The organism is Streptomyces sp. C, from assembly GCF_000158895.1.
Lineage (GTDB): Bacteria > Actinomycetota > Actinomycetes > Streptomycetales > Streptomycetaceae > Streptomyces > Streptomyces racemochromogenes.
In genome coordinates this window covers 5,921,772-5,942,752 of sequence record NZ_GG657750.1, presented here as the reverse complement: position 1 = coordinate 5,942,752, position 20,981 = coordinate 5,921,772, and the positions used below count along the sequence as shown (strand labels likewise).

Sequence of the window (20,981 nt, the reverse complement as noted above, 5' to 3'; positions counted from 1 at the left end):
GGCGGACCGCTCACGCCCACAGGGGCTCCGGCTCCGCCGGGCGCACCGGGTCCGCGCGGCGTGTGCGGGCCGTTCCGTCCCACTCCCAGCGGGTGACCAGGACGGCGGCCACCTCGTCGACGCGGGAGAGCTGGGCGATGGCGATGCCCGGCACCTGCGGATAGCAGGCCCACTCCCGCTCACTGGTCATGACCACGTCCAGGTCGAAGGCGTGCAGGAGCCCGAGGCACTTGGCGCGCGAGTCGTCGTCCACACCCGCGAACGCCTCGTCCAGGGTCACCAGGCGCGGCGCGTACGGGCTGCCCGCACTCGCGTAGTGCGAGGAGGCGGCAGCAAACAGGGGAACCGACACGGCCAGGACGCGTTCGCCTCCGGAGGCGGGTCCCGTGGCGGGTACCCAACGGCCGTGCTGCTGACGCTCCACAGCGAACTCGTGCCACGAGCGATAGTCGAGGGCTGCGGTGAGGTGCTCCAGCCAGCTGCCCGCCGCGTCCTCGGTCTGCTGGCGGGCGATCTGCGTCTGCAGGAACTCCCCGACCGCTGCCCGGTCCTCGGGGGTCCAGGCGTCAGCGGTCTGGAGGAGCCGGCCACGTGCCTGGGCCAGTCCCGCAGGGGCCTTGCGCGAAGCCCGCCACACCAGGCGCAGGGTCATCCCCGTGGAGGTCGGGCGTTCCTCCAGCTCGGCGTTCATGGCCAGTACCTTGCGCTCGGCGGCCCCGATGAGTTCCTGCAACGTGCCCGCGACCTCGGTGACGAGGTGGGTTTCGAGGAGCTCCCGTTCGTGCGCGGACAGGATGCGCATGAGTTCCCCCACCTCGACGGCGAGGGCTTCGGCGAGTTCGGGTACGGCACGCTCGCGCCCCTGATAGACGATGTCGACGACCATTCCCTCCTCCACCATGCGGGCCGAGGCGGTGTGGCCGTGCCGGGAGAGCGCGTCCTGGAGGGTCTTGAGTTCTTCGCTCAGTCGCCGCTGTACGCGCTCCCACGCGCCGTCGGAGTCATCGGTGGTGGCCAGCTCCGCTTCGAGGGAGCGGGCGAGGGCGATGGCCGGCGTGGCCGCCCACGGTTCTCCTCCCGCGGCCGGGACGGCGAGGTCGGGGAGCGCCACGGCGATCAGGCCGGTGGCGGTGAAGCGCTGGAGCGCGGCGATGGACCCGGCGCGTGCGGCGGCCGCGGCGGAAACGTCCTTTTCCAGTTGTTCGATCCGGCCTTCGGCCCGGCTGGCCCGCCGGTCCGCCTCTGTCTGGCGCTCCTGGCACACGCGCTGGTCCGCCGCGCAGCGGCGCAGGGTTTGCGCGGTCTCGGCAAGGCGCCGCTCCAGCTCGGCCACGGCCGCACCCACGGTCGAGCGCAGCGTCGTGAGCCGCTCGTCGTCGGCTGCCGCCGTACGGGCCGCCGCCTCCGCTCGCAGACCGAGTTCGGCAGTCCGTTCCCCTGCCCGTCCGGCCTCCTCGCGCTCCTCGGCCGCCTGGCGGGATGCCTCTGTCCGCTCGCGCAGCGCCGGCCAGAGCGCGGCCAGGAGCGCGGCGAGTTCCACCAGGGCCTGGCGTACCTCGGCCAGCTCCGACGGCTCGGAGGGAAGCCCCAGGGCCGTCGCCGTCTCGTGGACCTCGGCGTGTGCCCGCTCGGCCCGCTCGGCTGCGGCCAGCGTGTCGGCGGCTCGTTCCTCACGACGGCTCCGGGCCCGGCGCACGGTGTCGGCGGCAGCGGCGGCGCGGGCATGCGCACGGGTGAGGGGCGCCTCGTCGGGTACGCCGGCCAGCTCGGCGTCGAGCGCCAGGCGGCGCGTTGTCAGCTCCTGAGCCTGCTGGGCGATATCGGCCAACTGCTGCTGAAGGGAAGCGAGTTCGGCCTTCAAGGCAGCGATGCGGACGCGCCGCGCGGCTTCCCGGGCACCCTCTCCGATGTATTCGGCGCCGGACTTGGTCCACCGGCCGGTGAGCACACCCACCCGGTACCGGCCGTCCGGCGCGACCCACGTGTCGGCCGCCGTCTCCCCTCGGACGGCTCCGAGACCGATCGCCGCGAGGAGCCCGGCCACTGCTTCCTCCCCCACCGACACCGCCTGGGCATCGCCGCGGTCGACGGCCGGGCGGAGCACGTCGGCCAGTGACGGGCCGCCGACGGGCCCGGTCCGCGGGGCGAGGAGCACGTCGTGACCGTCCGGGGCCAGAGCCACGCCGTCCGGGCGCACCCAGGCGTCCAGCAGCCCACCGGCTTCCAGGGCCGCTTCCAGGCCTGCGCGCTCGCCTTCCCCGACGTGTTCCCGGAAGTCGACCAGCCGCCACAGCGGAGCGCCGGGGGTCTGATCGCGCGAGCCCGGTGTCCGGGTGTACGGGGCCGTCGGCGCCCGCCGCCCGCCTGCCTCCAGCTTCGCGAGCTCTTCCTCCGTCTGCCGGGTCCGGGCCGCCAGGCCCTCCCGGGAGTGCGCCGCTTCCGCCGCTCGGTCGGCGAGCACCGCTGCCTTGGCGCTGTGGACCTGCGCCGCGTACAGGCGTGCCGGGTAGGGGCCGTCCTGGTGCACGGCCCATTCCTGGAGCTCGTCCAACAGTCCTGCCGGGTCGGGATGCACCAGCTCCGCGCACCGGCCCGCGTGTTCGCGTACGGCATCGACCAGAGCCCGGCCGGCGGCCGTCGCGGCCTCGTCGGCCGCTTCCTGTGCCTCGGCGGCCTGGGTCAGGTCGGCTTCCGCCTCGTCGAGCCGGAGCGCGGCGGTCCGGCGCTCGGCCGCCGCCTTCCCTGCCTGGTCGGCGAGGTCCTCCACGTGTCCGAGGGTGCGTTGGCGGCGGTCGGTCGCCTCGGCCACGGCGGCACGCAGCTCGCCCACCGGCACGCCCTCGGCCTCGGGCAGGTCCAACCGGGCCTTGCGGGCGACCTCCCCGACCTCGCGCAGCGTGTTCTCGGCCTGTTCCCGGGCGGATTCGAGGCGGTTCTCAGCGGCGCCGAGGCGACCCAGCGCACGGCTGTGCAGCAGCGAGGCCTGGTCCCGGTCGGCGCGGGCGCGGACGCTGTCGCCCTGCGATCGTTCAGCGGCCTTGGCGGCTCGCTCCAGTTCGTGGGCGCTGCGCATCTCCGGGCCCTCGCGCAGAGCGGCGTCGGTGGCCTCCAGACGCGCCTGCATCTCGGTGAGCGCGGCGATCCGCTCGGCGGCCTCCGCCCGCTCCTGTTCGGCGCCCGCTTTCTCGTCCTGTGCCCCGGCGAGGTCGCGCAGCAGGTGCTCGTACTTGGAGTGCTCGGTACGCGGGAGGCGCGCCCGACGGCGGGAGGCTATGCGGGCATAGCGCCGGTAGTGGTCGAGGAACGCGGAGGCCGCCCGTTCGGCCGCCCTGGCGGCCCGCAGCTCCTCCTTCTCCTCGTCCAGGGACCGGAAGGCCTCGGCCACATCCGCGATGACGGCCTGGTCCATGGGCGGCAGTGCCTCGGTGAGCGCGCGGGAGAGGGCGGCTTCGTTGGGACGCTTGGACAGCTGGGGCTGGCGCAACTGGATGAGCAGGTCGACGAGGGCGCCGTAACGCTGCTCACCGAGTCCGAACAGCGCCTCGTCGACGGCCCGACGGTAGGCCTTGGCCTGGTCGTGGACCGTTCCGTGTCCGGACACCGCTTCGATGAGTCGGTCCCGCGACAGCACCGTACCGGTGGCGTCGAGCAGGCTGAGCGAGCCGTCGACGGGTGATCCTGCCGTCGAGTGGTCGATCCTCTGCCCGGTCACCGCCCACCAGTGGCGGGCGACGCCGCGCCCGCTGACGGCCTTGAGCCCGCAGACAAGCGTACGGAAATGTTCCTCACCGCTCGTCTCGTCGCGGCGGCCGAACTCCACCCAGGTGTAGCCGAGCCGTTCGGAGTGCGGGTGTTCGCCGCCGAGCAGAAGGTTCCACTCCATTCTCTTGCCCGCGTCCCCGTCCGGCTCGACGCGACGGGCGCTGAGGTCCCCGTCGAGGAGGAAGGGCAGGGTCAGGGCGAGCACCTTGGACTTCCCGGTGCCGTTGTTCCCTCGGAGCAGCAGCCTGCCGTCGCGGAAGTGGAACTCCTCCACGTCATAGTGGAAGAGATCGACCAGGCCCATCCGCAGGGGCTGCCAGCGGGAGCGCGCGGGGGCCGGGAGCGCGGTACGGGGGATCAACGCGGTGACGCCTTTCGCTGCGCGGGCACCTCGGCGGTGCCTGCCGTACGGGGTGTGACTACGACGGTCTCGCCGACCGCGTACCGGGCGAGCGCCGGGCGGGGCACGACCCCGTCGGAGGTGCGGGAGACCAGACCGAGGGCGGCGAGCCGGACGACCGCCTGTTCCACCAGCTCCTCTTCGGCACCCGCCTCGCGCGCCGACTTCGACCAGAAGCCGCCGTGCTCGGCCGCCAGGTCGGTGACCCTGCTCATCAGATCGGCCGTGCTGACGGGGCCGTCGGCCGAGGTGAGGTGTTCGGCGAGCAGGAGGGTGACGTGGCCGTGGGTGCCCGATTCCGGCATGCGGAGGTCGGTGAGGTCGTCGTCGGGGTCGACCATGGCGATGCCCTCGGCCCTGACTTCGGCGACCAGCCCGGTCAGTTCGGTGATGCGTGCGGTGAGGAACCCGCGCTGGCGGGTGAGGTAGGCCAGTTCGGCGTCGGTCAGCTCGTCGTAGTAGAGCACCGGATCGTCCAGCAGTCGCCGGGTCAGCGACCTGCGAAGGGCACGAAAGCGCAGTTCGTCACTGTCGAGGGCCGTTTCGGCGGTGAGCTCCGCGAGCCTCTCCTCCCATGTCGCCGCCCGGACCATGGACGGGCCCCGGCGGGTGGCCAGCAGCCCGGCCAGCACGCGTCGTTCGACGTCGTACAGCGCGTCGCCGGCTCCGTTGACGTAGGCGTCCTCGTCCCCGGCGACGCGCCTCAGCACCCCGAAGCTCAGGAGGAGACGTACGACGGCGGCCAGGTCGAGCCGCTCGTCGCGGCGGTCCAGGGTGAACTGGATCCCCGCGGCGGCGAGCCGGGGGTCGGCGGCGTCCAGCACGACCTGGTCGGCGAGCCTGCCGAGGGCGATCTGCGCCTCACCGCGTTCGAGGGCGGCGAGGGCGAGGCAGAGCAGGACGTACCGGCGGCGCGTGAAGGGGGCGGCGCTGCGGGTGGCCTCCCGGGCGGGATGGGTGGCGTCGGCGAGGTGGGCGGGGATCTTGCCCAGCCGGGCCGTTTCGGAGTCGACCCGGAGGGACCAGCCCGTGTTGCGGTCGAACCATTCGCGCAGTTCGGAGGCGTGCCGCCGGACCAGTCGGTACGCGTCGGCGGAGGGGCCGTGGGCCGGCAGCAGCGGCTGTTTCAGCAGGGCGCGGGCGGCCTTGCGCATTTCGGCGGCGTGCTGCCCGTCCAGCACTTCGGCGAGCGGGGTGGTCACGGGGCGTCGCCCCCTTCCGTTGCGTCCGTTCCGGCGGTGAGGTCGACGATCTCGATGGCGTGATCGGGGCCCCGGAAGGTCCCGACCGGCGTGCGGATCTCGATCGTGGGTCCGTCCGGCAAGGCCGTGAGCCGGATCTCCATGGATCCGTCGTTGCTGGTGGCCCTGGTGCGCGTCATGCCGGGCCGCCAGGTGGCCAGTGCGTCGCCGAGGAGCTGGAGGAAGAGCCGGAAGCTGGCCGGGTCGAGTTCGCCGAGCCCGGACAGCGTGGTGATGCCGTCGGTGGCGAGCCGGGCCCGAGCCGCGGCGGTCTCGGCGGCCTGCTTGGCGGCGGTCTCCGCGAGCAGCCGGCGCGCCTCCTGCCGGTCCTCGACCTTGCGGGGCTTGCCGCGCCGCTCGTAGCTGCCCGTGCGTCGCAGTTGCGGACTGATCCGCAGCGGTTCGGCGTCGGCCCATGGTGTGGACGCGGCCTCGGGACGGGCGAACCTGGCAGCCAGCGTCTCGGCGTCGACGGTGAGGTGCCGGGCGGGGTACAGCCCGAAGGCGGCACGCCACAGCTGGTGCCGGGCGTCGTCGTCGGGAGCCTCGGCGAACCAGCGGGCGAGCGTACGGAAGTCCGCCGAGCGGTCCGAGCGTCCTGCCCGGCGCTCGTTCAGCGCCCGTACGACCGCCAGCAGCTGCGGGATCGCCCCGAGGGCGCGTCCACGCAGCAGCCGGGACTGCGATTCGCGGCCGTCGCGGCTGAGGAACCAGGCCGCCAGCCCCTCCCACCGGTGGACCCACCGCTCGTACGCGGCCTGCTCGGCTTCCGCGGCTTCCTGCGGGGTCGCGTCCGCCGCCTCGCGCGCGGCGGCGGCGCGCAGCAAGGGCTGGATGCGCCGGCCGTCCTCAAGCTCCAGGATCAACCGGGCGATACGGGCGCCGAGGGTGATCAGGTCCTGGATGAACCGCTCCAGGTACTGGATGAGCTGGTCCTTGTAGGCGAGGAAGACCTCTTCCCCTACGTCATGCAGATCGATGGTGCGCTGCAGGGAGCCCATGAAGGCCCGGGCGTTGTCGGCGAGTGCGGCGAAGCGACTGGCGAGCCCGTCCAGCGCCAGATGCGTCTTGGCCGGATCGGGCTCCTCCCCGGCCGTCAGGACGAGGAGGGCCCGCAGCTGCGTGACGATGTCGTGGAGCGCGACCGCCTGGAGCGCGCCGCGCCGCCCGAGCTCCTCGTCGTAGGCGGCCAGGGCCTGCTCGGCCGCCTCGCCCTCCCGTGTCAGCTGGTAGATGAACCGCTTGCGGTAGAAGTCCTCGACAGCGGTCACCCGCCCGGTGTCCGGGTCGGCCCTCAGGTTCCCCCACCCCACCAGGCTGTCAAGCGCCTTGACCACGGCGTCGAGCTCTCCCGGCCGGATCCCGACGGGCAGCGCGGCCTGCACGTCCTCGGGCCGCAGATGTACGGCGAACCTCTCCTTGGCGACGAGGAAGGCCCTCATCACGGAGCGGTAGAGGAGCACGTTCGGGGCGGTGAGGTGGGAGAAGGGCCCGTACCCACCGGCCTGGCTGGTGGGCTGCGGTCGAGTCATGTCCATCGTCGGCCATTCTCCCTGCCTCGCACCCGTGATCGGCAGGGGCGGCAGGAGTTGACCGAATCACATCGAGCTTGATCGCGCCGGTACCCCGCGCGGAGCCGACTCCACCGGCCGTCGGCACGGCCGCGCCTGCAGAACCACATTGCTGATGTGAAACACGTCGAGCAGACAATGAACAGCGCCAAACGGCAGGTCAGGTGTCCTCGCGCTCCGAAGGCGTCGTCGTCTCCCCATATAGGAGGCTGCTGACGCCCAGGCGCATGATCCACGTCCTGTTCTAGGATGGCGAGGACATCTCAGCGGCCCGACGGGCTTCCGCTCCACTTCCGTGGAACCGAAGGACATGCCCCCACCCGCACGAGCTACTTCGTGCTGCCTGGGGGCACCTCCTTGCTGTTCCGTGAGTCCGCGGCGTCGTTGGCCAACCGCACCCATCTTGAGGGACGGCTGGCCGAGCTCCTGAGCGAGAACTTCCTGCACAGGCACCGCCACCGGCCCCACCCGTCGGAGGTGCGCTCCTGGGAACGGAGCATCCCGGCGCTCACCAACGCGCTCGTCGAAGCGGGGCTCGGCGAAGTCGAGATGATGCTGGAGTACGCGCTACCCCTTACCAGCAAGCGCGCGGACGTGATACTTGCCGGTGTTCATCCGAGTACCGGAGAGCCCTCGTACGTGGTGGTCGAGCTGAAGCAGTGGAGCGAGGCCTATCCTGAGGAAGACGATCCGCTGCTGTGCCGCATCGATGCCTACCCGGATCCGGTCCTCAACCCGATCGAGCAGGTGCGCGGCTACTGCGACTACCTCATCTCGTTCAACGGAGCGTTGGAACGGATTCCCGACTCGGTCGTGGGGGTCGCCTACCTGCACAACGCAACCGACTTCGGGGTGGCCGGGCTCCGCGCCGTCACGGAAGACGAACGCGGCCGGATGTTCACCGGTGACCAGCGTGGTGCCTTCCTCGGCTTCCTCCGCTCGAGGCTTGCGGCGAAGCCGGGTGCCGAAGCTGCCGACGCCCTGCTGCAGGGCAAGGTCCGGCCGTCACGGCAGTTGATGGCCGTTGCCGCCGAAGAGGTGCGCGATCGGGAGCAGTTCGTACTGCTGGACGAACAGCGGCTGGCCTACGAAACGGTCATGTCGGCAGTGCGCCAGGCTCGCCGGTCCAACCGCAAGCAGGTCGTCATCGTGGCCGGCGGGCCGGGTTCCGGCAAGAGCGTGATCGCACTCTCCCTGTTGGGCGATCTGTACCGGCGCGGTGTGCCGGCCCTGCACGCCACCGGTTCGCAGTCCTTCACCAAGACGATGCGCAAGGTCGCCGGTGCCCGCAAGCCCGAGGTCCAACGGCTCTTCCGCTACTTCAACAGCTTCATGGAGGCCGAGCCGAACGACCTCGACGTGCTCGTGTGCGACGAGGCGCACAGGCTCCGCAAGACCTCCGCCAACCGCTACACCAAGGCAACGCTGCGGACCGGCCGCCCGCAGGTCGCGGAGCTGATGGACGCGGCTCGGGTTCCGGTGTTCCTGCTGGACCAGCACCAGGTGGTACGTCCGGGCGAGATGGGAACCGTGGAACAGATCCAGGACGCCGCGGCCGAACTGGGTCTGGACTGCACGGTGGTGGAGCTCGACAGCCAGTTCCGGTGCGGGGGCAGCGACGCCTATCTGCGGTGGGTGGTCGACCTCCTGGGGATCGAAGGAAATGCGCCCACTGCGTGGGATCCGGACGGCAAGGTGCGGCTCCTGACTGCCGACAACCCACAGGAGCTGGAGGACTTCCTGGCCGCCCAGAGGGCCCAGGGCTACGGCGCCCGCATGTCCGCGGGCTACTGCTGGAAGTGGACGACGAAGATCACTTCCAGCATGCACACCCTGCCCACCGACGTGGTCATCGGCGACTGGGCCAGGCCGTGGAACCTCTTCGGCGACCGCGCGTTGCTCGGCGCCCCGCCCGCGCCTCTCTGGGCCACCGACCCGGCCGGGTTCGGACAGGTCGGATGCGTCTACACCGCGCAGGGATTCGAGTACGACTGGTCCGGCGTGATCATGGGTCCCGATCTGGTCTGGCGTACCGATCGGTGGGTGGTGGACCGGAGCGCCTCCAAGGATCCGTCCTTCACCAAGGCCACTCCGGACCATGACGTGGACCGCTTGATCCGGAACACCTACAAGGTGCTCCTGACCCGCGGCATGATCGGCACGATCGTCTACTCGACCGACCCGGAGACCCGCGAGAAGCTCCGCTCTCTGGTCCCCTCCGGCGCTCTGACAAATCCACAGCCTGGGTCCGCCTGACCCGATAGCATGATCGCGCTGCGCACCTTCCCGGAGGGTACGAAGCTGCGGTTCCTCGGTTCACTCAATGAGCAGCGGGTGCCGAATGGTTGTGCCCGTCGTGTGGTGACGCACGACGCGAGCGTGGATGCCCGGTAGGGCGTCCCCCTGCCATTCCTGTCTCACTGCTCTGGAGTGGCCATGACCTCGGTCGAGTGCAAGCATGCGCGTCGTGAACGGATCCGCGAGATCCTGATCGAGATCGCCGCCGCAGTCGTCTCCAATCTCTTGGTGACGGCTGTGGTGACGGTCGCAGGTCTGCTCTTCTAGGGCGGACCGGTGGCGGGCCCGGCGAGCCCGCCACCTCACTCCCGCGACAGCTCTGTCAGAAGAGCGTCATATCCGCGGCCTGCGGCCCCTCGGCCTTCTGGCGTCTCCCCTTGCTCTTGCTTCGCCCCCGACCTCGGCCGGGCCGGGGCAGATGCGGCTTGCGAGCCTCCACCGGCAGGTTCTCCCAAGTGGGACGCAGCCCGTGGATTTCGACCTCCCCGACGAGTTCCTTGAGATAGTCCCGGGTCTCCTTGTCCGTGGAATAGAGCACCGTGGCCCGACTGGCCCGGGTCATCAGTACGTGGTACGCGTGCCGGACGAGGCGCGCGAAGCCGTCGTCGTCGACGCTGCCAGCCTTCACCTTGGGGTCGAACGAACCCGGCTCCGCTACACGCCTGACCCCCGGCTCGTCGGTCTTGAGCTCCTTGCCGCGTCGGAACACCCACCGGTTTCCCCGGCGCACCATGTCCTCTCCCATGATCACGCCGCACCAGTCCCATTCGAGGCCCTGTGCGGTGTAGACGCAACCGATCTGGCCGAGGCCGTTTTCGTGCACGGACCAGATCCTCGACGGGGGCGCCCCGTCCTCGCAGAAGCTTTCGCTGTCCGCGTTCCATGGCCGGTGCCACTCGCCGATGCGGACATCCGCCTCCAGCCGTCGCTCCTTGCCGAGCGGCTTCGTCCAGGGCCAGCAGTAGCCGGCGACCATGCGTGCGGACGCACCGGCACGCGCCTCCGTACCGATGATCTGTTCGAGCTCTTCCGGGGTGTCCACCACTTCGATGTGCATCAGTCCGTCGGGACGCCACTTCCCGGGCTCGTCGCTCGTGACCCCGAGCAACGCCTTCACCCAGCGGACGTAGGCGTCACTGCCCCCGCACCGGAACTGCTCCCTCAACTTGTACGGAACGACGAGGGCGTCGAACCGTTCGGCCGCGTCCTTGATCAGATCGACGGTTCCGACCTCGTTCGGTCTCACGGACTGCCCCTCGTCCAGGAAGAACACCGTCAAGCGGGACGCGGCGAGGAGTTCGTCGACCTGTGGACCCGTGCCCTGCTCTTCGGGTTTCCAGAATCGACTTGTCGACCGGTCTCTCAGACGGTGCGCCTCATCGCAGATCAGCACGTCCAAGAGCGGGTCGGGCGGGGTTACGAAGCTACTGAAGTAGGTGAAAGACTCCTTGAACTGCCGGTCCCCGTAGCCGACATGTTCCTGAAGGGCACCATTGAAGGCACGGCTGCCACTCGCGTACTTGACCGTCCGGCCTTGGGCCTCCAGCTCTGCCTTGATCTGCAGACCGATCGCGCTCTTCCCTGTGCCCGCCCCACCCGTCACGAGGAAGACCACACGCCGCTCGTCCGGCGCCAAGGCAGGGCGTCGAGGATCGGGCAAGATTCGGGAAGCAGTCTCCAGCACTTGGTCCGCGACCTTCTTCTGCCGCCCGCGCAGAGTGAAGACGGTGTCGGCTCCGCGGGACCAAATCATGGCGTCGAGCAACGGGGTATTGCCCAGGCCCATGCCCTGCAGCATCCTCTCGGCCATGGAGGCCGCACCCTCCACCGCGAAGTTCGTCCGGAGGTCGGACAACAACTGCTCGCGGCGGTCACGTGTGTAGACGCGGGAGTAGGCCCCGGTCGGCGCGTCCACGTCTATCAGAGTACGAACGGATTCGTCAGTTGCGTTGTGCAGGTAGGCGAAACCACCGCATTCGAAGTCGGCGCCCTGAAATGGACCTCGCGGGCCCGTGAACGCCTCGTAGTTCGCACCCAACTGCAGAGTCGGGTGCTTCTTCTCCTCTTTGATGCCCGGCACATGGAGAAGGCCCGCCGTCGCCCGTTCCACCCGGCTCACGGTCGACCAGCGTTTCAACTCGACCAACTGCACCGAGGGAACGTGGCGCTCCGGATGACGCCCCACCAGTACGACGTCGATGAGGCGCGGGTCGCCCGGGCAGACCGCCTCGTCGAGGGTGGCCGCACACTCGACGATCATCTCCACGTTCCCGCGTCCCGCCCCGACCAGGTCGTTCGCGAGGCTCACCAGACTCTCCGCCCACGCGGAGCGCTCCGACTCCGAGGCATCTGCGCTGCGGAAGTACCGCCACCGGGCGGCGAGATGCGGAACCATCCGGTCTCGCGCGTCGAGAGTGAGCAGATCCTGCGCCGACAGTCGTAGAAGGAGCATGGACACGAGGTGGTTCCCCCAGGGCACGAGTGACTCGTGCGGGTGGGGGCATGTCCTGGTCTGGAAGCCCGTCGGGCCGCAATTCGGTTGTGGTGATCTTAGGTAGGGTTCGGCCTTGCCGAGAACGTCGCCACGGCTGTCGACCGGAACTACAGCGATGGTGGCTGGATCAAGCTGTACGAGTCACGCAGCACCACCTGCGCCCCGCAGCCCGTCCGTCCTCCTCGGGCGCGGGATGCGCGTGCGTGTCATGGCCCAGCGATCGAGACGAATCGCACGGGTTCGGCCAACACGGCGACCGCAGGCCCCAAGCCGGCCAGCCGGGCGGAGAGCGTCGCTTCCGCCAGCCTCGGCGGCAGCGCCTCCGCAAACTTCAGGCCTCGCACGGCTCGCTCATCGACCGCCGGAAGGCAGAGCCTGTCCGCCGCTCCTCCGGTGAGACTCTTCCAGGACGCCGGCGTCACGTCCTCACGCAGCCGGATCCAGTGATCGTTGATGCGCTGGCCGGGTACCGCCAACTCATCGAGGGTGGCCGCCAGTGTGGCGTTGGCCCGGTGGCCCGCCCGCGACACTTCGAACGATGCTCCGGGACCGAAGCCGGCGCTGCTCCACTTGGCCTTTCCTCCCCCGTCCACGGGCTCCACGAAGCAGCGCTTTCGCCGCCAGTCAATGTACGTGACCAGCCGACTCCGCCCGCCGAGCAAAAGGCGGCGCGGCCCGTTAACCCGCTCGGTGAGCAGGCTGGGATCGGTTCGACCGATCTCCGATCGGCCGTGCAGCACGGTGAATTGCGGAGGCGCAGTGAAGACTGCCGTGAGGTGCACGAAATGGCGGTGGCCAAAACGCCGTTCGGCTTCGGGGCCGATGAACAGGAGCCCCCCCTTCCCGGTCCAGATGTCCCTCGTCGACCAGATGCCGCGCGATCGGTTCGGCAGCATTGCCGAAGGGGCCAAGACCGTTCCACCACTCCTGCCACAGGTTCTCGCCGACCCGGTGCTCCTGCAGACAAAGAGCAAGCAACTGCTGAGCAACGATGTGCCGCGGCTCGGGAGGGGCGGTCACAGGCTCTACCCATCCCCGCGACCACTGCAGCAGCAGCCCGGCCGCGTCCAAAAGCCCGGATTCGTCCAGTGCCAGGAAGAGGCAGTTTCGCAGGGTGCCTGCCCTGCGCCCGGTGCGACCGAGCCGCTGGAGGACGAGCCGTCAGAGAGTCGGCTGCGCGTGCGTCAAACGTGCGTCACGTGCGTCATACCAGCGTCAACATATCGCCCTTAACGCGCACAGCGCACATAATGCACATTGCCTTAAACCAGAGGTCAGCGGCCCTTTTCGACAGGCTCCAGGATCGCCACGCACTCCACGTGGTGCGTCATCGGGAAGAGGTCGAAGACGCGGAGGGTGCGGACCCGGTAGCCGGCGTCCTTGAAGTAGCCCAGGTCGCGGGCCAGGGCCGCCGGGTCGCACGCGACGTACGCGATGCGGCGGGCCGAGAGGCTCGCGATGTGGCGGACCGTCTGCTTGCCGGCGCCCGCGCGGGGCGGGTCCAGGACGACCAGGTCGCACTCGGTGATGCCGGTGCGCGGGAGGGCGGTGTCGACCTTGCCCTGTTCGATGCGGACCCGGGGGAAGTCCGCCAGGTTGTGGCGGGCGTCCTCCACTGCGCGCTTGCCCGACTCGATGCCGAGGACCGCGCCCGTCTCGCCGAGGCGCTCCGCGAGCGCGCCCGCGAAGATGCCGACGCCGCAGTAGAGGTCGAGGGCCATCTCGCCCTTGCGCGGCATCAGGCCCTGCATGACGGCCTTGATCAGGGTGTCGGCGGCCTGCGGGTGGACCTGCCAGAAGCCGCCCATGCCGACGCGGTACGTACGGCCGTCCGCGCGCTCGCGCACGAAGGGGCGGCCGTGGACGCGGTGCACCCCGCCGTCCTTCTCCTCGACGCGGAGCACCGAGACCGGCTTGTCGAGCTCCACCAGGGGGAGGCGGCCGCCCGGGCGGGGCGTGAGGACGACCTGGCGGTCGTTCGAGCCGGTCGCGGCGATCGCCTCGACGGTCGCCATCTGGGGCCAGTCCTGCTTCTCGATCCCGAGCTCGGAAACCCCGGGCGCCGCGATCATGCAGTGGTCGACGGGCTCGATGTCGTGCGAGCGGTGCTTGCGCAGGCCCGCCCGGCCCGTCTCGTCGATCGCGTACTGGACGCGGGTGCGCCACTGCGGGACCTGCCCGGCGGGGAGCTTGTCGCCCTCGGCCGGCATGACGGTGCCGTCCCAGCCGGCCTCCTCCGGGGTGAGCCCGGCGAGCCGCTTCAGCTGCTCGGCGACGACCTCGCCCTTGAGCCGGCGCTGGGCGCCCGGCTTGGCGTGCTGCCAGTCGCAGCCGCCGCACTTGCCGGGGCCGGCGTACGGGCAGGGGGCCTCGACGCGGTCCTTGGAGGCGGTCAGGACGGTGACGGCGTCGGCCCGCAGGAAGCGGGAGTCCGTCTCGCCCTCCGTCACGCGCGCGACGACCTTCTCGCCCGGCAGCGTGTGGCGGACGAACAGGACGCGGCCGTCCGAAGTGCGGGCGATGCAGTGGCCGCCGTGCGCGACGGGGCCGACCTCGACCTCGTACTCCTCCCCGACCAGTGACTGCTTCTCGTTCTGCTCGGTCATGGTGAGGGGGCTCCAAGGAAGAAAGGGAAAGAGAACGGCCGGAGGACCGACCCACCAGTTTACGTGGGTCTCCTCCGGCCGTTCACCACCAGGACTACTTGCCCGCCGGGTCCTTCTGGCGCGGCCTCGGCGTGTCGACGGGGCCGCGGCGCACCGCGCCCGGGGCGTTCCACTCCTGGCGCTTCTTCGCCCGCCGCTTGGCGAGCTCCGAGGACTCCAGCTGGTAGGGCACCGAGGTGACCATCACGCCGGGCGTGAACAGCAGCCGGCCCTTGAGGCGCAGCGCGCTCTGGTTGTGCAGGAGGTGCTCGTACCAGCGTCCGACGACGTACTCGGGGATGTAGACGCTGACCGCGTCGCGCGGGTTCTCGCTGCGCAGCCCCTTCACGTACTCGACCACGGGCCGGGTGATCTCGCGGTAGGGCGAGTCGAGGATCTTCAGCGGGACGTTGATCCCGCGCCGCTCCCACTCGGCCCGCAGCGCCTTGGTCTCGGCCTGGTCGACGCTGATGCTGAGCGCCTCCAGGGTGTCCGAGCGGGTCAGCTTGGCGAAGGCCAGGGCGCGCAGGGTCGGCTTGTGGATCTTGGAGACCAGGACGATCGAGTGGACCCGGGAGGGGCGGACGCTGTCGTCGCTGGGGCCCTCGTCGGCGGCGATCTCGGCGGCGACGCGGTCGTAGTGCTTGCGGATCGCGGTCATGGTGCCGTAGAAGATCAGCATGCCCAGCAGGGCGACCCAGGCCCCGTGGGTGAACTTGGTGGCGAGGACGACGACCAGCACCATGCCGGTGAAGAAGGCGCCGAAGGTGTTGATCGCCCGCGAGCGGATCATGCGGCGGCGTGCGGCCTGGTCGCGCTCGGACTTCAGGTGGCGGTTCCAGTGCCGCACCATGCCGATCTGGCTCAGCGTGAAGGAGACGAACACGCCGACGATGTAGAGCTGGATCAGCTTGGTGGAGTCGGCGTCGTAGATCCACACCAGCAGTATGGCCGCGCCGGCGAGCAGCACGATGCCGTTGGAGAAGGCGAGCCGGTCGCCGCGGGTGTGCAGCTGGCGCGGCAGGTAGCGGTCCTGGGCGAGGATCGAGCCGAGCAGCGGGAAGCCGTTGTAGGCGGTGTTCGCGGCCAGGAACAGGACGAGGGCGGTGGCCGCGGCGAGCAGCACGAACAGGAAGCTGCCGCTGCCGAAGACGGCCTCGGCGACCTGGGAGATCACCGGGTGCTGGACGAAGCCGTCGCCGACCGGGACGCCGTTCTCCAGCAGGTTGGTGGCGGGGGCCTCGGCCATCTTCACGTCGGTGGCCATGGCCAGGCCGATGATGCCGCAGAACATGGTCACGGCCAGGCCGCCCATGAGGGCGAGGGTGGTGGCGGCGTTCTTGCTCTTGGGCTTGCGGAACGCCGGCACGCCGTTGCTGATCGCCTCGACACCGGTGAGGGCGGCACAGCCGGAGGAGAAGGCGCGCAGCAGCAGGAAGACCAGCGCGAAGCCGGCCAGCCCCTGGTGCTCGGCCTTGATTTCCAGGTGGGCGGTCGGGGCCTCCATCGTGTCGCCCGCCACGAGGCCGCGCCAGGCACCCCACGCGATCATCACGAACACGGCGCCGACGAACACGTACGTCGGGATGGCGAAGAGCTTCCCGGATTCCTTCACTCCGCGCAGATTCATCAGCGTGAGCAGCAGAATCATGACGATCGCGGAGAGCACCTTGTGCTCGATGACGAAATCGACGGCGGAGCCGAGGTTCTCGACGCCCGAGGAAATGGAGACGGCGACGGTGAGGACGTAGTCGACGAGCAGGGCGCTCGCCACGGTGAGGCCGGCCTGGGGTCCGAGGTTGGTGTTGGCGACCTCGTAGTCGCCGCCGCCGCTGGGGTACGCGTGGACGTTCTGCCGGTAGGAGGCGACCACGGTGAACATCAGCACGACGACCGCGACCGCGATCCATGGGCTGAAGTGGTACGCCGACACACCCGCGATGGACAGGACCAGCAATACCTCGCCCGGGGCGTACGCCACCGAGGAGAGCGGGTCGGATGCGAACACGGGAAGGGCGATCCGCTTGGGGAGGAGCGTTTCCCCGAGGCGGTCGCTGCGCAGCGCCCGGCCGATCAGGATCCGTTTGGGCACGTCGGTCAGTTTGGACACGCAGAGGATCGTAAGCGTTCGAAATGTGGCTGACGAACCCCCTGCCCCCGATCCGCACCAATGCGCCTCCAATGAAGCACCTGACGGACCCCAAACGGCCACACTCGTGACCGCCCGTGTGTAGCTTGGGCCATGGTCTGAGACCCTGATTAGCCAGAGCATGCAATGAGGCTGGAAACCAGCGAGCAGCTGTCAGCCGGAAGGACGGCCGTGCACATCGTCATTATGGGCTGCGGAAGGGTGGGCTCCGCCCTCGCGCAGACCTTGGAACAGCAGGGGCATACGGTCGCCGTGGTCGACCAGGACCCCACCGCATTCCGCCGGCTCGGGGCCTCGTTCGGCGGCCGCCGCGTCACCGGTGTCGGCTTCGACCAGGACACGCTGCGGGAGGCCGGGATCGAGGAGGCGGGCGCTTTCGCCGCCGTCAGCAGTGGTGACAATTCCAACATCATCGCGGCCCGCGTGGCCCGCGAGATGTTCGGTGTGGAGAACGTCGCCGCACGGATCTACGACCCCAAGCGCGCCGAGGTGTACCAGCGCCTGGGGATCCCCACCGTCGCGACCGTGCGGTGGACCGCCGACCAGATGCTGCGCCGGCTGCTCCCCTCGGGTGCGGAGCCGCTGTGGCGTGACCCGAGCGGCGGCGTGCAGCTCGCGGAGGTGCACACCTCGGCGGCCTGGATCGGTCACAAGGTCAGCCAACTTCAGGAGGAGACCGGCGTCCGTGTCGCGTTCCTCACCCGCCTGGGCGAGGCGATGCTGCCGACTTCGCAGACCGTCCTCCAGGAGGGCGACCTCGTCCACGTGATGATGCGCACGGACGAGATCGACAAGGTCGAGGCGGCCTTCGCCGAGGGCCCCGAGGAGGCACACGCATGAGGGTCGCGATCGCCGGAGCCGGGGCCGTGGGCCGCTCCATCGCGGGCGAGCTGCTGGAGAACGGCCACGAGGTGCTCCTCGTGGACAAGGCGCCGACCGCCATCTCGGTGGAGCGGGTGCCGCAGGCGGAGTGGCTGCTGGCCGACGCCTGCGAGATCACCTCGCTCGACGAGGCGGCGCTGCAGCGCTGCAACGTGGTCATCGCCGCGACGGGCGACGACAAGGTGAACCTGGTCGTCTCGCTGCTCGCGAAGACCGAGTACGGGGTGCCGCGCGTGGTGGCCCGCGTGAACAACCCGAAGAACGAGTGGCTCTTCAACGAGTCCTGGGGCGTCGACGTCGCGGTGTCCACGCCGCGCCTGATGTCGGCCCTGGTCGAGGAGGCCGTCAGCGTCGGCGACCTGGTGCGGCTGCTGCGCTTCAGCCACGGCGACGCCAACCTCGTGGAGCTGACCCTGTCGGCCGACTCCTCGGTCGCGGGCACCCAGATCAGCGAGATCTCCTGGCCGGAGGACACCTCCCTGGTCACGATCATCCGCGGCAACCGGGTGCTCACCCCGCACGGCGAGGAGACCCTGGAGCCGGGCGACGAGCTCCTCTTCGTGGCCGCCCAGGCCCGCGAGGAGCAGCTGGAGGACCTCCTCCAGGCCCGCCACTAGCGGCGCACGGGAAAGGGGCGGGGTGACCGGATGGCCACCCCGCCCCTTCTCGCGTCTCAGACCCGCTTGTGGCGGCCGGACTGCCCCGGCTGCGCCGACGGGGCGGACTGCCCGGCCTGCGCCGCCTTCGCGGCCTCCTTCGCGGCTTCCTGGGCGGCCTCCTCGGCCTCGTACTCGGCGATCACGTCGATCGGCGGCGGCGCCTTCGCCAGGAAGACCCAGGTGAAGTACACGGCCAGCACCATCGGCGGGAGCTTGAGCGCGATCAGCACCCAGCCGAGCTGCGTCTCGTCACCCCACCAGTACAGCGGGAAGAGGATCGCGTACTTCGCCAGGAAGATGAGCCCCCAGGCCAGGCTGGCCTTGACGTACGCCTTCTTGCGCCCGGGGTTGCGGGTGCGCCAGGAGAGGTTCTCCTTGAAGACCGGCCCCAGGATCACCCCCAGCAGCGGGAACCCGACCAGCGCCGACAGCGTGAAGGCCAGGCCCAGGCAGACCCCGTAGATCATGCCCGGCAGGTAGAAGCCCTTGGCGCTGCCCGTGAAGAGGGCGAAGGCCACGCCCACGCCGACGCCGAAGACGCCGCTGAAGGCGTGCTTCACGGTGTCCTTGCGCGCCAGGCGGACGATCACCAGCAGCACCGCGACGACGCCCGCCGCGATGGCGGACATCTTCACGTCCTTGTTGATCGTGTAGATCATCACGAAGAGCAGGCCGGGGAGCATCGTCTCCACGGTGCCCCGGATGCCGCCGAAGGCGTCGAAGAGGGCCGCCTGCGTGACCGCGCTCTGGTCGTCGTCGGCGGGCGCGGCGCCCGGGTCCGGCGTGGTCGGCTTGTCGAGTGGCGTCACCGGTCAGTGCTCCTGTCCGAGTGGGCGGAGTTCGTACTTCGGGTTGAAGAGCACCCGGCGGCCGTGGCTCATCGAGACGCGGCCCGAAGCGATCATGCGCCGCCCGGGTTCGATTCCCACGATCGAGCGACGCCCGAGCCAGACCACGTCCAGCGCGGCGGAGCCGTCGAACAGCTCGGCCTCCAGGGCGGGCACCCCCGCCCGGGGCCGGAGGGTGACGGTGCGCAGCGTGCCGGTCACCTTCACTATCTGACGGTCGTGGCAGTCGCAGATCCGCGTGCACCCCGCGGCTTCTGCGTCCTCCTGCAGTTCCGCCGAATGCAGCTCCTCCTGGGAGGTGGACAGCCGCTCTATCATCCGGCGGAACCGGCCCGCCGGCCTGGCCGGTTTCGCGGGCTTCTCGGGACGCGGTTCAGCACTCATACCGGAAGCGTACCGGCGCCCCCGCCGCCTCTCGAAGCCCCCGCTACTTCTCGAAGCGGTACCCCATGCCCGGTTCGGTGATGAAGTGCCGGGGGTGCGAGGGGTCCGCCTCCAGCTTGCGGCGCAGCTGGGCCATGTAGACCCTCAGGTAGTTGGTCTCGGTCCCGTAGGAGGGCCCCCAGACCTCCTGGAGCAGCTGCTTCTGGCTGACCAGCTTCCCGCCGTTGCGCACGAGCACCTCCAGCAGGTGCCACTCGGTGGGGGTGAGGCGTACGTCGCGCCCCTCGCGCACCGCCTTCTTGGCGGCGAGGTCCACCGTGAAGCCCTCGGTCGAGACGACCACCTCGTCCTCGCCGGTCCCGGCGGCCGGCTCGGCCCGGCGGACGGCGGCGCGCAGCCGGGCCAGGAGCTCGTCCATGCCGAAGGGCTTGGTGACGTAGTCGTCGGCGCCGGCGTCGAGGGCCTCGACCTTCTCGTCGGAGCTGTGCCGGGCGGAGAGCACCAGGATCGGCACCCGCGTCCAGCCGCGCAGGCCCCGGATGACCTCGACCCCGTCCATGTCGGGCAGGCCGAGGTCGAGGACGACCACGTCGGGGTGGCGGGCGGCGGCGAGTTCCAGCGCGCCCGCCCCGTCGGCGGCCGCGTCGACCTCGTACTTGCGCGCCTTGAGGTTGATCACGAGGGCTCGGACGATCTGCGGCTCGTCGTCCACCACGAGCACCCGGGTCATCGGGGACCTGCTTTCTGTCGTTCTGCGGGGAGGTCCCCGGCTTCGGTCGGTTCGGTTCCGGCGGGGTCCCGCGGGCCGCCGCGGGCCGCCGCCCGCAGGGTGAGCACCATGGTCAGCCCGCCCCCGGGAGTGTCCTCGGCGGCGAGCGTGCCGTCCATGGCCTCGGCGAAGCCCCTGGCCACCGCGAGCCCCAGGCCCACGCCCGCGCCGCGCGGGGCGTCGCCGTGCCGCTGGAAGGGGGCGAATATCCGGTCCTTGGCCTCGTCCGGCACCCCGGGTCCCCGGTCGACGACGCGCACCTCGACCCGGTCTCCGAGGAAGCTGGCCGCGACCAGCACCCGTTCTCCGGCGGGGCTGTACTTGACGGCGTTCTCCACGACGTTGGCCACGGACCGCTCCAGCAGCCCCGGGTCCACCGCCACCATCGGCAGGGTCTCCGGCACGTCGAGCAGCACGCTGTCCTCCGGTACGCCGCCCAGCGCCATCGGGACCACCTCGTCGAGGTCGATCTCCCGGATCAGCGGGGTCACGGTGCCGGTCTGGAGCCGGGACATGTCCAGCAGGTTGCCGACCAGGTGGTCGAGCCGGTCGGCGCCCTCCTCGATCCCGGCCAGGAGCTCGGCCCGGTCCTCCTCGGACCACTCCACGTCGTCGGAGCGCAGGGAGCTGACGGAGGCCTTGATGGAGGCCAGGGGCGTACGCAGGTCATGGCTGACGGCGGCCAGCAGGGCGGTCCGGATCCGGTTGCCCTCGGCCAGCCGGCGCGCCTCCTCGGCCTCCCCCACGAGCCGCTGCCGGTCCAGCACCACGGCGGCCTGGGCGGCGAAAGGCGCCGAGCACGCGGCGGTCCTCGGCGGGCAGTACCCGCCCGGACAGGGCCAGGGCCATGTGGTCGCCGATCGGCATGTCAACGTCGGC

The 20,981-nt window shown here is 70.5% G+C and carries 13 protein-coding genes and 2 pseudogenes; 4 read left to right on the top strand and 11 right to left on the bottom strand.

Annotated features, from left to right (window positions below; genetic code table 11):
* Positions 1-10: 10 nt before the first annotated feature.
* Genes SSNG_RS26850 through SSNG_RS26840 form a run of 3 tightly spaced genes read right to left on the bottom strand, consistent with a single transcriptional unit; the run spans position 11 to position 6,941 of the window.
* Complete coding sequence (locus tag SSNG_RS26850; protein ID WP_241695122.1) at positions 11-4,123, bottom strand: TIGR02680 family protein; 4,113 nt, start codon at positions 4,121-4,123, stop codon at positions 11-13.
* Positions 4,120-5,364 (bottom strand): TIGR02678 family protein, encoded by a 1,245-nt coding sequence (locus SSNG_RS26845; protein ID WP_007267067.1) that lies wholly within the window; start codon positions 5,362-5,364, stop codon positions 4,120-4,122. Before SSNG_RS26845 ends, SSNG_RS26850 begins: the two co-directional genes overlap by 4 nt.
* Positions 5,361-6,941, bottom strand: a complete 1,581-nt coding sequence (locus SSNG_RS26840) for a TIGR02677 family protein (protein WP_042801997.1) — start codon at positions 6,939-6,941, stop codon at positions 5,361-5,363. The genes SSNG_RS26845 and SSNG_RS26840 overlap by 4 nt, the downstream gene beginning before the upstream one ends.
* Before the next feature lie 390 nt (positions 6,942-7,331).
* On the opposite strand from SSNG_RS26840, the gene SSNG_RS26835 reads away from it, so the two are divergent.
* A complete protein-coding gene (locus SSNG_RS26835; RefSeq protein ID WP_042801996.1) occupies positions 7,332-9,230 on the top strand; it encodes a DUF2075 domain-containing protein in 1,899 nt (632 codons plus the stop codon).
* A gap of 180 nt (positions 9,231-9,410) precedes the next feature.
* Positions 9,411-9,539, top strand: coding sequence for a DUF6408 family protein (locus SSNG_RS44105; protein ID WP_241695121.1), 129 nt, complete (start codon positions 9,411-9,413; stop codon positions 9,537-9,539).
* Between the two features lie 55 nt (positions 9,540-9,594).
* Here SSNG_RS44105 and SSNG_RS26830 read toward each other — a convergent pair whose 3' ends face one another.
* The 4 genes and pseudogenes from SSNG_RS26830 to SSNG_RS26815 form a co-directional block, all read right to left on the bottom strand.
* Positions 9,595-11,724 carry a DUF2075 domain-containing protein gene (locus SSNG_RS26830; RefSeq protein WP_042804154.1) on the bottom strand — a complete coding sequence of 710 codons (2,130 nt, stop codon included), beginning with the start codon at positions 11,722-11,724 and terminating at the stop codon, positions 9,595-9,597.
* Positions 11,725-11,972: 248 nt separating this feature from the next.
* Positions 11,973-12,918: pseudogene (locus SSNG_RS26825) on the bottom strand (ATP-dependent helicase); the annotation flags it as partial.
* Positions 12,919-13,040: 122 nt separating this feature from the next.
* Positions 13,041-14,372, bottom strand: coding sequence for a TRAM domain-containing protein (locus SSNG_RS26820; RefSeq protein WP_007267062.1), 1,332 nt, complete (start codon positions 14,370-14,372; stop codon positions 13,041-13,043).
* Positions 14,373-14,466: 94 nt separating this feature from the next.
* Positions 14,467-16,521, bottom strand: coding sequence for an APC family permease (locus SSNG_RS26815; RefSeq protein WP_007267061.1), 2,055 nt, complete (start codon positions 16,519-16,521; stop codon positions 14,467-14,469).
* Positions 16,522-16,731: 210 nt separating this feature from the next.
* Between SSNG_RS26815 and SSNG_RS26810 the strand changes: the two genes are divergently transcribed.
* Together SSNG_RS26810 and SSNG_RS26805 are read left to right on the top strand one after the other, a co-directional pair.
* Positions 16,732-17,400, top strand: coding sequence for a TrkA family potassium uptake protein (locus SSNG_RS26810; RefSeq protein WP_007267060.1), 669 nt, complete (start codon positions 16,732-16,734; stop codon positions 17,398-17,400).
* Complete coding sequence (locus SSNG_RS26805) at positions 17,397-18,059, top strand: TrkA family potassium uptake protein (protein WP_007267059.1); 663 nt, start codon at positions 17,397-17,399, stop codon at positions 18,057-18,059. Before SSNG_RS26810 ends, SSNG_RS26805 begins: the two co-directional genes overlap by 4 nt.
* Before the next feature lie 56 nt (positions 18,060-18,115).
* On the opposite strand, the gene SSNG_RS26800 is transcribed toward SSNG_RS26805, so the two are convergent.
* The 4 genes and pseudogenes from SSNG_RS26800 to SSNG_RS38735 form a co-directional block, all read right to left on the bottom strand.
* Positions 18,116-18,910 (bottom strand): DUF3159 domain-containing protein, encoded by a 795-nt coding sequence (locus SSNG_RS26800; protein ID WP_007267058.1) that lies wholly within the window; start codon positions 18,908-18,910, stop codon positions 18,116-18,118.
* A 3-nt stretch (positions 18,911-18,913) separates the two neighbouring features.
* Complete coding sequence (locus SSNG_RS26795) at positions 18,914-19,333, bottom strand: OB-fold nucleic acid binding domain-containing protein (RefSeq protein ID WP_007267057.1); 420 nt, start codon at positions 19,331-19,333, stop codon at positions 18,914-18,916.
* 43 nt (positions 19,334-19,376) lie between these two features.
* Positions 19,377-20,063 (bottom strand): response regulator, encoded by a 687-nt coding sequence (locus tag SSNG_RS26790; protein WP_007267056.1) that lies wholly within the window; start codon positions 20,061-20,063, stop codon positions 19,377-19,379.
* An 86-nt stretch (positions 20,064-20,149) separates the two neighbouring features.
* Positions 20,150-20,981: pseudogene (locus SSNG_RS38735) on the bottom strand (ATP-binding protein); the annotation flags it as partial.

What these genes read in the sequence shown, in the direction of transcription:
- SSNG_RS44105 (WP_241695121.1), top strand. Translation starts at nt 9,411, where the DNA reads ATGACCTCGGTCGAGTGCAAGCATGCGCGTCGTGAACGGATCCGCGAG.
- SSNG_RS26830 (WP_042804154.1), bottom strand. Translation starts at nt 11,724, where the DNA reads ATGCTCCTTCTACGACTGTCGGCGCAGGATCTGCTCACTCTCGACGCG.
- SSNG_RS26805 (WP_007267059.1), top strand. Translation starts at nt 17,397, where the DNA reads ATGAGGGTCGCGATCGCCGGAGCCGGGGCCGTGGGCCGCTCCATCGCG.
- SSNG_RS26790 (WP_007267056.1), bottom strand. Translation starts at nt 20,063, where the DNA reads ATGACCCGGGTGCTCGTGGTGGACGACGAGCCGCAGATCGTCCGAGCC.
- SSNG_RS26840 (WP_042801997.1), bottom strand. Translation starts at nt 6,941, where the DNA reads ATGGACATGACTCGACCGCAGCCCACCAGCCAGGCCGGTGGGTACGGG.
- SSNG_RS26795 (WP_007267057.1), bottom strand. Translation starts at nt 19,333, where the DNA reads ATGAGTGCTGAACCGCGTCCCGAGAAGCCCGCGAAACCGGCCAGGCCG.
- SSNG_RS26820 (WP_007267062.1), bottom strand. Translation starts at nt 14,372, where the DNA reads ATGACCGAGCAGAACGAGAAGCAGTCACTGGTCGGGGAGGAGTACGAG.